General features: G+C 70.9%; 11 protein-coding genes. 4 read left to right on the top strand and 7 right to left on the bottom strand.

Going from position 1 to position 14,912, the window contains the following annotated elements:
* Positions 1 to 2: 2 nt before the first annotated feature.
* From VO99_RS12710 to VO99_RS12700, 3 genes are read right to left on the bottom strand one after another with little or no spacing between them, the layout of a single operon-like run.
* Entirely contained in the window at positions 3 to 1,724 is a 1,722-nt protein-coding gene (locus VO99_RS12710; protein ID WP_046113250.1) for a M14 family metallopeptidase, read from the bottom strand.
* Positions 1,725 to 1,776: 52 nt separating this feature from the next.
* On the bottom strand, positions 1,777 to 4,134 hold the full coding sequence (locus tag VO99_RS12705; protein WP_198156933.1) for a VanZ family protein: 2,358 nt from the start codon (positions 4,132 to 4,134) through the stop codon (positions 1,777 to 1,779).
* A gap of 14 nt (positions 4,135 to 4,148) precedes the next feature.
* Positions 4,149 to 4,910 (bottom strand): class II glutamine amidotransferase, encoded by a 762-nt coding sequence (locus VO99_RS12700; RefSeq protein WP_046113392.1) that lies wholly within the window; start codon positions 4,908 to 4,910, stop codon positions 4,149 to 4,151.
* A 90-nt stretch (positions 4,911 to 5,000) separates the two neighbouring features.
* Here VO99_RS12700 and VO99_RS12695 point away from each other — a divergent pair, with 90 nt between their 5' ends.
* Complete coding sequence (locus VO99_RS12695; RefSeq protein ID WP_083440554.1) at positions 5,001 to 6,350, top strand: zinc-binding metallopeptidase family protein; 1,350 nt, start codon at positions 5,001 to 5,003, stop codon at positions 6,348 to 6,350.
* On the opposite strand, the gene VO99_RS12690 is transcribed toward VO99_RS12695, so the two are convergent.
* The gene (locus VO99_RS12690) at positions 6,307 to 7,548 is read right to left on the bottom strand and encodes an NAD(P)/FAD-dependent oxidoreductase (protein ID WP_046113249.1); all 1,242 of its coding nucleotides are present in this window, start codon (positions 7,546 to 7,548) and stop codon (positions 6,307 to 6,309) included. The genes VO99_RS12695 and VO99_RS12690 overlap by 44 nt on opposite strands.
* A 155-nt stretch (positions 7,549 to 7,703) precedes the next feature.
* On the opposite strand from VO99_RS12690, the gene VO99_RS12685 reads away from it, so the two are divergent.
* Together VO99_RS12685 and VO99_RS28815 are read left to right on the top strand one after the other, a co-directional pair.
* Complete coding sequence (locus VO99_RS12685) at positions 7,704 to 8,156, top strand: cache domain-containing protein (RefSeq protein WP_046113248.1); 453 nt, start codon at positions 7,704 to 7,706, stop codon at positions 8,154 to 8,156.
* The gene (locus VO99_RS28815) at positions 8,153 to 9,706 is read left to right on the top strand and encodes a methyl-accepting chemotaxis protein (protein ID WP_083440553.1); all 1,554 of its coding nucleotides are present in this window, start codon (positions 8,153 to 8,155) and stop codon (positions 9,704 to 9,706) included. Before VO99_RS12685 ends, VO99_RS28815 begins: the two co-directional genes overlap by 4 nt.
* Here VO99_RS28815 and VO99_RS12675 read toward each other — a convergent pair.
* The gene (locus tag VO99_RS12675) at positions 9,703 to 11,907 is read right to left on the bottom strand and encodes a malate synthase G (protein WP_046113247.1); all 2,205 of its coding nucleotides are present in this window, start codon (positions 11,905 to 11,907) and stop codon (positions 9,703 to 9,705) included. The genes VO99_RS28815 and VO99_RS12675 overlap by 4 nt on opposite strands.
* A 191-nt stretch (positions 11,908 to 12,098) precedes the next feature.
* Here VO99_RS12675 and VO99_RS12670 point away from each other — a divergent pair, with 191 nt between their 5' ends.
* Positions 12,099 to 13,010: a LysR family transcriptional regulator gene (locus VO99_RS12670; RefSeq protein WP_046113246.1), complete on the top strand. Its 912-nt coding sequence runs from the start codon at positions 12,099 to 12,101 to the stop codon at positions 13,008 to 13,010.
* 100 nt (positions 13,011 to 13,110) lie between these two features.
* Here VO99_RS12670 and VO99_RS12665 read toward each other — a convergent pair whose 3' ends face one another.
* Together VO99_RS12665 and VO99_RS12660 are read right to left on the bottom strand one after the other, a co-directional pair.
* The gene (locus VO99_RS12665) at positions 13,111 to 13,419 is read right to left on the bottom strand and encodes a PsiF family protein (RefSeq protein ID WP_046113245.1); all 309 of its coding nucleotides are present in this window, start codon (positions 13,417 to 13,419) and stop codon (positions 13,111 to 13,113) included.
* A 112-nt stretch (positions 13,420 to 13,531) separates the two neighbouring features.
* The gene (locus tag VO99_RS12660) at positions 13,532 to 14,878 is read right to left on the bottom strand and encodes a serine/threonine-protein kinase (protein ID WP_046113244.1); all 1,347 of its coding nucleotides are present in this window, start codon (positions 14,876 to 14,878) and stop codon (positions 13,532 to 13,534) included.
* Between the last annotated feature and the right edge of the window lie 34 nt (positions 14,879 to 14,912).

Raw genomic sequence — 14,912 nt, 5'->3', positions numbered from 1 at the left:
GCTCAGTCCAGCGACACCTCGGTGCGGACCGTGCCGGCACGGTCCGCACGTGCGGTCAACGCCAGCCGCGTGCCCACCGGCGCACGCACCACCCACTCGGCCACGGCGCGGTCGGCGGTCAGCTCCCGGTTGGGCAGGAAGGCCTGCTGCGACACCTTGGGCGCATGGCCCTCGAGCTGCGGACCCTCGAAGCGCTGCTTGCCGCTGACCAGCGACACCTCCGCGCCTTCGGGCAGGTGGATCTCGAACACCACGCCGCGCACCGTCTTGCGCTGCAGCGCGCGCCGGCTCACGTAGCTGGGCAGCCAGCCGGCGTTGGTCACGGCGAAGCGGATCCGCCATGTGTCGGGGCCCAGCGCACGCACTTCGGTGCGCAGCATCTCCAGCTTGGGCAGGCTCAGCGCCAGCTGCGTCATCCAGGCCGGGAAGCGGGCCACCTCGCGCTCGCGCAGGTGCGGCGGCGGGTTGCGCCAGAAGTTCATGCGGTCCCAGCCGCCGATCTCCACCGCGCCCAGCTGCGGATGCTGGAACGGCTGCCAGTCGACGAAGGCCAGGCCCCCGCACTGCTCGTCGCTCCACTTCAGCAGCTTGAGGTCGTCCTCGGCCGGGTGCTCGCGGTACCAGTCGATCCACTTGTAGCCGGTGATGCCGGCCTCCCGGTTGGGCGCCCACAGCTCCACCGTCCAGAACAGCGCGCCCAGGTGCTCGTACAGCCAGTCCTGCGTGCCGCTGATGTGCTCCTTCGGGTGGTACTTGAACTCGTGGTGGATGCTGACGCAGGGGTAGCCGGTGAGCTTCTCGCCGATGCCGGAGAGCTTGCGGTACAGCCACAGGTCCTCAGGAATCATGTCGTCGTCGCTGCCGCTGCCCAGCGGCCGCAGGATCACGCCGCTGTGCGTGTGGTAGCTGATGCCGCCGCCGATGTTCGGGTGGGCGACGATGAAGTCCACCATTGCGCGCACCTCGGGCTCGCTGGTGGGATAGGGGCCGGCGCCGCTCTGCTCGAACTCCTGCCGCCAGCCGCTGGGGAAGTTGCGGTTGAGGTCCAGGCCTTCCGGGTCGCGGTTCAGGCTGGCCAGCAGGCCGTCGTAGTTCTTCAGCGTGCCTTCGGGCAGCAGACGGAAGTACTCGCCGCCGAACTCGCCGGGATCGCGTGCCACCAGCAGCCGCGGCTCGTCGGGATGGCGCTTCCACGGGCCGTTTGGATCGGCGATGCGCATGCTGAGGATGCGGCCGTCGCCGTCCACGTCCTCCATCGTCAGGCCCTCCACCGGCTCCTCGTCGTAGGGGTAGCGGCGCACGGAGGAGCGGATGTGCCGCGGCCGGTCGGCCAGCGCCAGCTCGGCGCCGTCGGGGTTCAGGCGCGGGCAGAGGTAGATGCAGCGGGTGTCCAGCAGCTGCGTCACCTCGCGGTCGTGGCCGTGGCGGCCGAGCAGCTGGTGCAGGTAGTACAGGCAGGCGGTGCTGGCGGTCAGCTCGGCGGCGTGGATGTTGCCGTCGATCCAGAAGGCCGGCTTGTCGGTGTCGTCGCCGGTGGCGGTGTTCGTCAGCACCACCAGCCAGATGTCGCGGCCCTCGTAGCTGCGGCCGATCGAGCGCAGCTGCACCAGGTTCGGCCGCGCGGCGGCATAGGCCCACAGCAGGTCGGTGAGCGCATCGTGCCGGTAGAAGCGGTCGAAGGCGGGTTCGGGGAGTGCAGGCAGGCCTGCCACGTCATCGGTCATGGTGGTGTACTTCGTGGAAGCAGCGCGATGGCTGCAGTGGAGCGTGCCGGGTTCAGGCCGTCCTCACCCGGCGAGTGGAGGGCCGCGCCGGCCAGGCCACGGCAGGTGCGCGCAAGGCCGCCACGCGGCGCCAGCCCGGCCATTGCAGCAGCGCCGTCAGCAGGAACAGCGCGCCGCAGGCGGCCACCCAGCGCTGGAGCAGCGCAGCGCCGCCGGCGTAGTGCTCGCGGTCGGAGGACAGCAGGAACTGCGCGGCGGAAAAAGCCCGGCCGTACTTGAGCAGCATCGGCTCGGTGCCCTGCCACAGTGCCAGCGTGGCCAGCGGCCAGGCCAGGGCGGCCAGGCCCAGCAGCAGACCACGGCGGCGCGCCCCGGCCAGCACGGCGGCCACCGCGGAAGCCGCGGCGAACAGGCCCGCCAGCCCGATGAACAGCAGACCGCTGGCCAGCGGGCCGCCGCCATCGCGCATCAGCTCGGTGAGGTTGTCGGTGGCGGCCCAGTGCACCACCACCGCGTGCAGCGGCAGCGCGCAGGCCAGCGTGAGCAGCAGCCAGCGGGTGAGCATGCCGTGCGACTGCGCAGTGCCCAGCCAGCGCACGCCCCACACCGCGCCCAGCGCGGCCAGCGTGGCGGCGGCATGCAGGGCGGCGTAGCGACCCCAGGCCTCCAGCTCGCCGGGCCAGCCCAGCACCGGGGCGCCGACCACGTCCCACAGGCTTTCCTCGGGCGTGACGGTGACGAGCAGCAGCCCGGCCAGCAGGGCGCCGGCCACCACCGCGGCCAGCAGCCAGCCGCTGCGGCGGCGCAGGCCGAGCAGGCGGTCATGCAGCCACAGCGGCGCGGCCAGCAGCAGCGCCAGCGCCACGGCCACGCCCAGCGCGGTGAACAGGCCGTCGATGCTCCCGGGCAGCAGTTCCACCACGTTGTAGGGCACGCCAGGTAGCCGGGCGCCACGCCACAGCAGGAGCGCCAGGCCGACGGTGATGGCGGCGTCCAGCCACAGGCCGGCCGGCGCCCGGCCCGGCACGGCCGGTGCGGCCATGCTGGCAGTCGGCGTGGCGGGCGGAAAGACCGCCGCGGCGGGTCGCGCGGACGGCAGCACGGCGGCGGCGGCCCCCAGCCGCGCGCCGAGGAAGATGCCCACCCAGGCGCCGGCCGCTTCCAGCAGCGCGTCGGTGAAGTCGGCCACCTTGCCCGGCAGCGCCAGCTGCCCGCCCTCCACCACCAGCGCCAGCAGCACCGCCAGCAGCGCCCCGATGCGGTGCCAGGCCTGCCGGCGTGCCGGCGAGGCGCCGGCCTGCTGCGCGGCCCAGCCTGCCCACAGCAGGCCGCCGGGCAGGAACACCAGCGACTTGCGCAGCAGCTCGTTCAGGGCCTGGAACTCGCTGCCGGCGTAGTAGGTGGCGAAGGGCACGCGCAGCGCCTCGTTCCAGCGCGCTGCCAGGCTGGTGCCTGCCAGGCCGAAGTCGAACGGATACCAGAACACCGCCAGCGCGCCCGCGACCCACAGCAGCAGCCACAGCGGCCAGGCCCGGCGCGGCCCGGCGCCGGGCCGCCCGGCCAGCATCGCACCCAGGCCGCAGCCCAGGCCGCCGGTGATCACGTCGGTGGTGCTGGTCACGCGGGAGAAGACGAACAGCTGCAGCAGCTCCAGCACCATCGCCACCATCACGCCGCGCAGCACGGCCTGGCCGGTGCTGCGGCCCGCCAGGCGCCACAGCAGGCCCACCGGCGCCCACAGCAGCACGTCCACCGCCATGTCGTACAGCGCCTGTGCCGGGTCGGCCGCCAGGTCGGTGAAGGGCAGCAGGTCGATGCGCCCTTCCTGGTACTTGTGATACAGCTCCACCGGGCTGACGGTGAGGTCCAGCGGCATCACCGCGAACAGCACCATCAGCACCAGGTAGCCGCGCAGGATGCGGCCGGCCAGCGGGCGCGCACCCTCGGCTTGCCACCAGCCCAGCGCCCAGTGGCGCAGCCGGGTGCCGTACAGCGCATGCACCATCAGGCCGCCGGCGGCGCCGGCCGCCTCGGCGGTGATGTCGTTCAGCGACACGGTGCGCGCCGGAAAGAACACCTGCGTGAACTCGATGCCCACCGCCAGCGCGGCACAGCCCAGCCAGATGAGCAGGCTGCCCAGCATCGCCAGTGCGCCGCGCCGCGCGCCCACCAGCCGCTCGCGCAGCAGGAAGGCCAACGGCACGAAGAGCAGCAGGTTGGCCACCAGGTCGGCCCGCGAGGCCAGGCCCAGGTTCAGCATCGGCGTGCTGGCGAAGCGGGCCATCGCCTCGTCCAGCGGCAGCGGCTGCAGGCGCAGCGGCACCAGGCTGCCGTAGATCACGAAGGCCAGGTAGGCCAGCAGCGCGGTGGTCACCAGCCGCCGCAACGAAGCGGCGTGGGGAACAGCCACCGCCTGCCCGGTCATCAGCCGGCTTGGCAGGGTTCGCCGCCCATGAACACGCGCAGCTCGCCGGGCGCGAAGGCGGTCCACGGCTCGTCGCGCGTGAGCGGCTGGGTGGCGATGAGCGTCACCCGGTCGTCGGGGCCGGTCAGGGGCGCGAAGTCCACGCTCAGGTCCTCGTCGGCCAGCCGGGCCGCGCCGAAGGGCGGGCGGCGCTGCAGCCAGTGCAGGTGGGTGCTGCAGTGCGCCCACAGCGCCTGGCCGTTGCTCAGCAGGCAATTGAAGGTGCCATGCGCGGCCAGCACCGGCAGCAGCTCGCGCAGCGTGTGCGTCAGCTCGGCCACGGTGGGCACGCTGGCGTGCGCCTTGGCCAGCTCCTGCATCAGCCAGCAGAAGGCGCGCTCGCTGTCGGTGTCGCCCACCGGCCGGAAGGCGGCATGCAGGCGCGGGTTGAAGCCCTTGAGGTCGCCGTTGTGGGCGAACACCCAGTAGCGACCCCACAGCTCGCGCATGAAGGGATGCGTGTTCTCCAGCGCCACCCGGCCTTGCGTCGCCTTGCGGATGTGGGCGATGACGTTGCGGCTCTTGATGGAGTAGTTCTTCACCAGCTCGGCCACCGGCGACTGCCGCGCGCTGTGGTGATCGACGAACAGGCGCACGCCGCGATCCTCGAAGAACGCAATGCCGAAGCCGTCCTTGTGTTCGTCGGCGCGGGTGGCGAGACCGGTGAAGCTGAACATCACGTCGGTCGGGGAATGGGCGTTCATGCCCAGCAGTTGGCACATGTCCATGTAAGCATAGCCTGACGACCGCTTGCGGCTGCCGCCACTGGCCAGCGCCGCGACCGCCGCCGAAGATGCGCAAGGAGAAAAACCATGCCGTCCTTCCTCAACGACCTGTCCGCCGGCTGGCGCGTCGCGCCCGCCAACACGCCCGAAACCCCCATCCCCAGCAGCTACCGCTGCCAGTGCGGACGCGCCGTGTTCTTCCGCAACAGCCAGTGCGTGGCCTGCGGCACCGCCCTGGGCTACGACCCGGTACGGGCGATGGTGCTGCCGCTGCTGCCGCTGATGCCCGCGCCCACCGACGCCGCCGCGCCGCTGTGGCAGGCGGCAGAAGGCTTCGGCCAGGCGGGCGTGCAGTACAAGCGCTGCACCAACTTCGACACCGTGGCGGGCTGCAACTGGCTGTTGTCGGCCGACGAGCCGGCCACGCTGTGCATCGCCTGCCGGCTCAACCGCACCATCCCCGACCTGTCCGATCCCGAGAACCAGGCGCTGTGGCGGCGCATCGAGATCGCCAAGCGCCGGCTGGTGGCGCAGCTGCTGCGCCTGGGCCTGCCGGTGAAGTCCCGCGTGTCGGAAGACCCGCAGGGCTTCATGTTCGACCTGCTGCGCTCCTCGGCCGGCTCGCCGCCGGTGATGACCGGCCACGACGAAGGCCTGATCACGCTGAATGCCGAGGAGGCCGACGACGCCCGCCGCGAGCAGGTGCGGCAGTCGATGCACGAGCCCTACCGCACGATGCTCGGCCACTTCCGCCATGAGGTGGGCCACTACTACTGGGACCGCCTGGTGCGCGACACCGAATGGCTGGAGCCCTTCCGCCTGCGCTTCGGCGACGAGCGGGCCGACTACCAGGAAGCGCTGAACCGCCACTACCAGAACGGCCCCGACCCCGACTGGCCGCAGCGGTGCGTCAGTGCCTACGCCAGCATGCATCCGTGGGAGGACTGGGCCGAGACCTGGGCCCACTACCTGCACATGGTGGACACCATGCTCACCGCGCGCGGCCTGGGCATCAACGGCGAGAACATCGAGCTGGAGATCGAGCCCTTCACCCTGGCCGACCTGGACATCGCCGATTCGCCCGACGCCGAGCGCTTCCTGCAGTTCATCAACACCTGGGTGGAACTGGCGGCGGCGCTGAACGAGCTGGCGCGCGCCATGGGCCAGCAGGACCAGTACCCCTTCGTGCTGTCGCGCCCGGCCATCGCCAAGCTGCACTTCGTGCACCGCCTGGTGAGCGCCACGCGGGAGGCCACCAATGCCACGCCCGAGCCCACGCCCGTGACGGTGGACCCGGTGGTGGCCAGCACGGCGCCCGCGGTGGACGAAGCGCCGGCCGCGGTGGACACCGCGCCGGAACAGGCGCTGCAGCAGCCGCCGCAGGCGCAGCAGCTCAGCGGATCGGCAGGAACAGCTTCGTCAGCCCACGCAGGGTGACGAGGTTGCCGGGGTTGTGCGTCTCGTCGAGCACGCCGCTCATGCGGCGCACGATGCCCGGGCTGCGCTTGGCGCGCCAGATCAGCAGGTCGGCCAGCCAGGGATGTTCGTTGACGCGGTTGGCGCGTTCGTAGAGGTCGAAGCGCGGCTTCAGCGCCCGCAGGCGGGATTCATAGTCGGCCCGCACCGCGCCGTCGTCCAGCTGGCGGCGGCGCCCGACCACCAGCGCCTCGGCGGCCAGCAGCCCGGTTTCCATCGCCTTGCCGATGCCCTCGCCGGTGAAGGCATAGGTGCTGCCTGCGGCCTCGCCGGTGACCAGCAGCCCGGGCTCGGAGTATCTGGCGCCCTCCAATGAACAGCGCAGGGGCGCGCCCTTCAGCTCGCCCTGCAGCGTACCGCCGGCCATCAGGGCCTTGGCCGGGGCGTAGCACTCGGTGAAGGCGGCGAACACCTCGCGCAGGTTCACGTCCTGCATGCTGCGGCGGCCGTCCTTCATCTTGTTGTGGCTGTGGGCCAGGCCCACGCCGATGTTGAACACGCCATCGCGGCACGGAAAGATCCAGCCGTAGCCCGGCCGCAGCTTCTGGTGCCACACCACCTCCATCGCGGTGATGCGGCCGACCATGGCGTCGTTCTTCACATAGCCGCGCAAGGCCACGCCGCTGGGCTGCTGGCGCTCGCACACCTCGGCGGCCAGCAGCGCCTTGGGCACCGCGCCGGTGGCCAGCACCAGCCAGCGGGCGCGCACCTCCACCGCGGTGTCGCCCTGCTTCAGCCGGGCCCCCACCACCTGGCCACCCTCGCGCAGCGGCGCCTCGAAGCGCACCGGGGTGAACAGCCGGGCACCGGCGTTCACCGCGGCGCGGCAGAGGATGTCGTCCAGTTCGCGTCGCGGCATCACCGACAGCGAGCCCGGCACGTCGATGCGCCCGCCGCGCGGGCCGATGCAGGCCACATGGCTCACGCGCTGCGCCGCGGCCTGCACCTCGGCATACACGCCCAGGCGCTTGAGCGCGGCATGCGCATCGGGGATCAGGCCGTCGCCGCACACCTTGTCGCGCGGGAAGTTGTGCTGGTCCACCAGCACCACGTCGACGCCCTCGCGCGCCAGCCACTGGGCGCAGGCGCTGCCGGCGGGGCCGGCACCCACCACCAGGACGTCGCAGGAGGAGGGAAGCAACGCGGGGGCGGCGGTCATGGCGGTGGTAAATCGGCTGAAAACGTCGCGCGATTGTAGGCAGCCGGCCGCCGCTCCTTCAGCACCGGCCGGCTTCGCCGATATCAAAACAGAGCAGATCAATCACCCTGTCGGTTGGTTCTGCCGGTCACTATTTTCAAATCGACGGAGATCCCATGAAGAAGTGGAAGCAAACCGCCGCCGCCGCGGCGCTCGGCCTTTGCGCGTGGAGCGCGAATGCCGATACGCAGGCCGACGCCAAGGCCCTGCTCGAGGCCGCCGTGGCCGAGGTGAAGTCCGCCGGCATGGACGCCACCGTCAAGTCGATCAACGCTGGCGGCAAGTGGAACAAGGGCAGCCTGTACGTGGTGATGGCGCGCTTCGACGGCACGATGCTGGCGCATTCGGCCAACGACAAGATTCCGGGCAAGAACATGCTGGAAGCCAAGGATGCGGCGGGCAAGCACTTCGTGCAGGAAGCCATTGCGGCAACCAAGTCCGGCGGCGATGGCCAGATTGCGATGCGCTGGGGCAACCCGGCCACGCGCCAGATCGGCGACGCGACCATGCTGGTCAAGCGCGTGCCGGGTCAGGACGCGTACGTCGGCTCGGTCGTGTTCAAGCCATGAGGCGGTTGGACCACCTGTCGCTGCTGGCCAAGCTGGCGCTGGCGCCGGCGGCCTGCCTGCTGCTGATGCTGCTGTCGGCCGGCGGCGCGCTGTGGGGCTTCACCAAACAGCAGCAGGCGCTGCATGTGCTGGTCAACGACCGGCTGGCCAGCTACGGATTCATGGCCGGGGTGGAGTCGCAGTTGCGCGACCTGAACGGCCTGATCAACCGCTCGCTCGGCTACGAGGCGATGGGTTACAACGCGCAGGAAGTCGGCCAGATCGACACCGCGCTGCAGGCCGAGCTGGCCGCGCTGAAAAAACGGCTGGCTGACCGCGCGGCGCTGACGCTGCCGGCCGATGAGCAGGCCGCGCTGCAGCGACTGGCCGCGTCGGTGGCCCAGTACGACAAGGCGGTGCGCGACACGCTGGACATGAAGTCGGCCGGCCCGGCGATCGCCTCCACTTTCCTGTCCACCGCCCAGAAGACCTACGACGACCTGCTGGCCGCGACCCGCGCCGACAGCCAGGCCAAGCTGGCCGCCGCCAATGCCGATGCCGAACAGGCGGCCGCCAGCGCCGCCCGGGCGCGCGCGGCCATCGGCGTGTGCACGCTGCTGGCAATCGCGGCCGGCAGCACGCTGGCGGTGCTGAGTGCACGCGGCCTGCTGAGGCGCATGCGTCGGCTGTCGGCCCAGGTGGCGGCCATGGCGGCTGGCGACATGTCGGTGCCGCTGCAGGCGCAGGGCAGCGACGAGGTGGGCCGGCTGATGCGCGACCTGGAAGCGGTGCGCCAGCGGCTGTCGGCCTCGCTGTCGGCGGTGCAGCAGGCCTCGGCTTCGGTGCGGCTGGCCGCCGGCGAGATCGCGGCGGGCAATGCCGACTTGAGCGAGCGCACCGAGCGCCAGGCCAGCAGCCTGCAGCAGACCGCGGCGTCGATGGAACAGCTCCAGGCCACGGTGCGCCACAACGCCGACACCGCGCAGCAGGTGAACCAGCTCGCCAGCGCTGCCTCGGCGGTGGCCGGCCGCGGCGGCGAGGTGGTGGGCGACGTGGTGCGCACGATGGAGGCGATCAGCCACAGCGCGCGGCGCATCGCCGACATCATCGGCGCCATCGACGGCATCGCCTTCCAGACCAACATCCTGGCGCTGAACGCGGCCGTGGAGGCCGCACGTGCCGGCGACCAGGGCCGCGGCTTCGCGGTGGTGGCGGGCGAGGTGCGCAGCCTGGCGCAGCGCAGCGCGCAGGCCGCGCGCGAGATCAAGTCGCTGATCGGCGACAGCGTGAGCAAGGTGGAAGCCGGCTCGGCGCTGGTGGGCACGGCGGGCAGCACGATGTCCGACATCGTGGCGCAGGTCAAACGCGTGGGCGACCTGATCGGCAAGATCACGGCTGCCACCGCGGAGCAGAACGCCGGCATCGGCCAGGTGGGCGTGGCCATCAGCCAGCTCGACACCGCCACGCAGCAGAACGCCGCGCTGTTGGAACAGAGCGCCGCCGCCGCCGAGAGCCTGCAGCAGCAGGCGGTGCGACTGGTGGAGGCGGCGGCCGTGTTCCGGCTGGCTTAGGCGGCCGCCTTCACCTTCAGGCGCCAGGCGTGCAGCAGCGGCTCGGTGTAGCCGCTGGGCTGTTCCAGGCCCTTGAGCACCAGGTCCAGCGCGGCGCGGTAAGCGTAGGAGGTGTCGAAGTGCCCCGCCATCGGCCGGTACAGCGGGTCGGCTGCGTTCTGGCCGTCCACCACGGCGGCCATGCGCTGGAAGGTCTCGTGCACCTGCGCCTCGGTCACCACGCCGTGCAGCAGCCAGTTGGCCATGTGCTGGCTGGAGATGCGCAGCGTGGCGCGGTCTTCCATCAGGCCCACGTCGTGGATGTCGGGCACCTTGGAGCAGCCCACGCCCTGGTCGATCCAGCGCACCACGTAGCCGAGGATGCCCTGCGCGTTGTTGTCCAGCTCCTGCTGGATGTCGGCGGCCGACCAGCTGCGCTCGGCGGCGATGGGCGCCTGCAGCAGCCCGTTCAGCAGCGTGTCGCGCTCGGCGTCGGCATCGGTCTGCTCCAGCGTCTTCTGCACCTCGGCCACGTTGACCTGGTGGTAGTGCAGCGCATGCAGCGTGGCCGCGGTGGGCGAAGGCACCCAGGCGGTGTTGGCACCGGCCTTGGGGTGGGCGATCTTCTGCTCCAGCATCGCCGCCATCAGGTCGGGCATGGCCCACATGCCCTTGCCGATCTGCGCACGGCCCCGCAGGCCGCAGCCCAGGCCCACTAGCACGTTGTTGCGCTCGTAGGCCTGGATCCAGGCACTGCTCTTCATGTCGCCCTTGCGCAGCACCGCGCCGCCGCGCATGCAGCTGTGCATCTCGTCGCCGGTGCGGTCGAGGAAGCCGGTGTTGATGAACGCCACCCGGGCCGAGGCCGCGGCGATGCAGGCCTTCAGGTTGATGGAGGTGCGGCGCTCCTCGTCCATGATGCCCAGCTTGACGGTGTTGGCCGGCAGGCCCAGCAGCTTCTCCACACGGTCGAACAGCTCGGCGGCAAAGGCCACTTCGGCCGGGCCGTGCATCTTCGGCTTGACGATGTACACCGAGCCGGCACGCGAGTTGCGCACGCCGCCGGTCTCGCCGCGGCGCTTCAGGTCGTGCAGCGCGATGGTGGTGGTGACCACCGCGTCCATGATCCCTTCAGGGATCTCCTTGCCGCCGTCCCAGAGGATCGCCGGGTTGGTCATCAGATGGCCCACGTTGCGCACGAACATCAGCGAGCGGCCGTGCAGCGTCACGGTGCCGCCATTCGCACCGGTGTATTCGCGGTCGGGGTTCAGCCGGCGGGTGAAGGTCTTGCCGCCCTTGGCCACTTCCTCGGTCAGCGTGCCCTGCTGGATGCCGAGCCAGTTGCCGTAGGCCACCACCTTGTCGGCAGCGTCCACCACGGCCACGGAGTCTTCCAGGTCGAGGATGGTGGACAGTGCGGCTTCCAGCACCAGGTCGCTCACGCCGGCCGCGTCGGTCTGGCCGATGGCGGTGCTGCGGTCGATCTGGATGTCGATGTGCAGGCCGTTGTGCACCAGCAGCACCGAGCTGGGCGACGCCGCGTCGCCCTGGTAGCCGACGAACTGCGCCGGGTTCGCCAGGCCGCTGGCGCCGGTCTTCAGCTGCACCACCAGCTGGCCACCTTCCACCTTGTAGGCGGTGGCGTCGGCATGCGAGCCGCTGGCCAGCGGCGCCGATTCGTCGAGGAACTTGCGTGCGAAGGCGATGACCTTGGCGCCGCGGGCGGGGTTGTAGCCGCTGCCCTTCTCCGCGCCGTCGGTCTCGGGAATGGCGTCGGTGCCGTACAGGGCGTCGTACAGCGAGCCCCAGCGGGCATTGGCCGCGTTCAGCGCATAGCGGGCGTTCAGGATCGGCACCACCAGCTGCGGGCCGGCCTGCACCGCCAGCTCGGCGTCGACGTTGGAGGTGGTGGTCTGCACGTCGGCCGGCTGCGGCTGCAGGTAGCCGATCGACTCGAGGAAGCTGCGGTAGGCCGGCATGTCGGCGATGGGGCCGGGGTTGGCCGCATGCCACTTGTCCAGCTCCACCTGCAGGCGGTCGCGCTCGGCCAGCAGGGCGGCATTCTTCGGCGCCAGGTCGTGCACGATGGCATCGAAACCCTGCCAGAAGGCGGCGCTGTCCACGCCGGTGCCCGGCAGCACCTTGTCTTCGATGAAGCGGAACAGGTCGGTCGAGACCTGCAGGCGGTGGGCGGCGGTGCGTTGTTCGGTGCGGTCGGTCATGGTGCGGTCCTCACGGAGATTCGGCAATGCTGCGCACTCTATGACAGCCAGGCGCCCGGATTGGTGGTGCCGCCCACGCAGCATCTTTACCCGCAGCGCATGAATCGGAGCGCTGGATTCATGCGCCCAGCACCAGGTATCGGTGCCGGCACCGGGTTGATTCATGCGCCGGCAACAGGTATTTTCCGGCGATGGACCGGCTGAAACAGATTGAATCCTTCGTCGCGGTGGCCACCAAGGGCAGCCTGACCGCCGCGGCACAAGCCGAAGGCGTGGCACCGGCCGTGGTGGGCCGGCGCATCGACGCGCTGGAAGCCCGGCTGGGCGTGAAGCTGCTGGTGCGCACCACGCGGCGTGTCACTCTCACGCACGAAGGCAGCGCCTTCCTGGAGGATTGCCAACGCCTGCTGGCCGACCTGGCGAATGCCGAATCCGGCGTCAGCGCCGGCGGCGCCAAGGCCAGCGGCCTGCTGCGCATCACCGCGCCGGCCGGCTTCGGCCGGCGCCATGTGGCGCCGCTGGTGCCGCGCTTCCTGGCCGCCCACCCCGACGTGCATGTGTCATTGAACCTGGCCGACCGGGTGGTGGACATCGTGCACGAGGGCTTCGACTGCGCCATCCGCGTGGGCGACCTGCCCGACAGCAGCCTGGTCAGCGTGCGGCTGGCAGACAACCGCCGGCTGTGCGTGGCGACGCCGGCCTACCTCAAGCGGGCGGGCGTGCCGAAGCAGCCGTCCGACCTGTCGCGCCACGAATGCCTGACGCTGAGTTCCGACGCCAGCCAGTCCCGCGGCTGGGCGTTCGCGATGGAGGGCCGCACCCACCACCTGCGGCCCACCGGCCGGCTGGACTGCACCGACGGCCAGGTGCTGCACGACTGGTGCCTGGCCGGGCTGGGCATTGCCTGGCGCAGCACCTGGGAGGTGGAGGCGGAAATCGCCCGCGGCGAGCTGCAGACGGTGCTGGACGACTACATCGCCCCGCCCAACGGGATCTTCGCGGTGTTCCCGCATGCCAAGCACCTGCCGCTGCGGGTGCGGCTGTGGATCGACTTCGTCAAGCAGACGTATGCCGATCCCCGTTACTGGTCGGGTGCACGCTGAGCCCGACGCCATGGCGCCACCCCCGGTCCCGCCGGGCCGCCCCAAGGGACCGGGGCGCCCCCCTGGGGGGCAGCGAGCGCAGTGAGCTTGGGGGCTCCATTCAGGCCGGGTTCTTGGCCGACAGGCAGCTCTTCATGAACGCCTTGCGCTCGTCGCCCTTCATGTCCTTGGCGTCCACGTTGCAGGTCTTCATCTTTGACTGCTGCGTGGTGGGCTCCGGCTTGGCCGACAGGCATTGCTTCATGAAGGCCTTGCGCTCGTCGCCCTTCATGTCCTTGGCGTCGGCATTGCAGGTCTTCATCTTCGACTGCTGGGCGGTGGGCGCCTTAGCTTCGTCGGCAGCCAGGGCCGGCTGCACGGACAGGGCGGCGGCCAGGCACAGGGCGGCGGCGGACAACAGCTGCTTCATGGACTCTCCTCGCTTGGGGTGATGGTTGCGGCGCGATTGGAGCGCTCCACGCCCCCGCCGGCAAGGGCTCAACGCGACAGGCTGCCCGGCGGTGCACCCAGCCGGCTGGCGGCTACAGGATGCGGCGCGGGTGCGCCAGCTGTTCGTGCGCGGCATGCAGCCGGCGCACCAGCACGCGGATGAAGGCCTTGTCGAACAGGTGGCGGGTGCCCACCGACAGCTGCTCCAGCGTCTCGGGCGTGAAGGACACGGTGGTGGTGGAAGTGGTCACCAGCACGTCGGCGCTGTGGCGGCGCAGCTCCGGGTTGGGCGCCAGGTAGGCCATCTCGCCCACCGAGGTGCCCGCGCCCAGCTCGGCCACCCGGGCGCCGTCGCGGTACACGTCCACCCCGCCCTGGGCGACGATGTGGAAGGTGTTGCCTTCCTGCCCGCGCTTGTACAGGGCATGGCCGTACTTGAAGCGCTGCCAGCGCGCGCGGTGCACCACCTCCCACAGCTCCACGTCGCCAAAGCCGGCGAAGAACTCCAGGCTGCGCAGCATGGTGAAGCGCTCCGAGTCCAGCACGCCCTGCAGCTTGCCGCGCGGCACCTCGCGGTTGGCCACCAGCGCGGACAGCGCCTGCGCGAAGGCATCCCAGTCGGCGGGCCGGTCGTCCCGCTGCTTGGCCAGCGCACCGCGCACCAGGCAGTCCAGCGAGGGCGGCACGCCGTCGCGCAGCGCCATCAGCGGCGGCGGGTCCTGGTGGTAGATCTGGTTCATGATCGCCGGCTGGGTATCGGCGTCGAACGGCGGCCGGCCGGTGACCAGGTGGTACAGCACCGCCGCCAGCGAATAGATGTCGGCCCGGCAGTCCAGCGTGCTGCCGTCCAGTTGCTCGGGCGACATGTAGGCCAGCGAGCCCACGCGGAAGATCTGCGTGCGGTCCGAGCGCAGGTTGAGCACGCTGCCGAAGTCCGTCACCTTGACGTCGATGACCTGGTCGCCCTCCACCACCGCCAGCAGGTTGGCGGGCTTCACGTCACGGTGGATCAGGCCCTGGCGGTACACGTAGCCCAACGCCATCGCGCACTTGAAGCCGATCTCCACGATCTGCTCCAGCGACAGCAGCTGGTCGGCGCGGCAGAAGCGCCGCAGGGTGTGGCCGGGCACGTACTCCATCACCAGGTAGGGCGCGACCGGGTCTTCCACCGCGTCGTAGATCTGCACGACGTTCGGGTGTTGCAGGCGCCCGACAAGTGCGGCTTCGGCGGCGAAGAATTTTTCGAAGTAGCGGGGTTCGGTGCCGCCGTCGTGCGCCGGCAGGCTCACCCGCTTCAACGCCACGTCGCGCTGGTGGAATTCATCCCGCGCCAGGAACACCTCGCTGGTGGCGCCCTCGCCCAGCCGCCGGCTGACGCGGTACTTGCCGATGGCCGCGGGCAGGTGCGGCTCGGCAGCGGCGGCCGGCGCGACGGGCATCAGGGTCGTTCGTTCGGCAGCGGACATGGCCCCG

This window comes from Aquincola tertiaricarbonis (genome assembly GCF_000969605.1).
In the GTDB taxonomy this organism is placed as follows: domain Bacteria; phylum Pseudomonadota; class Gammaproteobacteria; order Burkholderiales; family Burkholderiaceae_C; genus Aquincola; species Aquincola tertiaricarbonis.
Note: the sequence above shows the minus strand (reverse complement) of the source record. Positions and strands in the feature narration are given on the sequence as shown.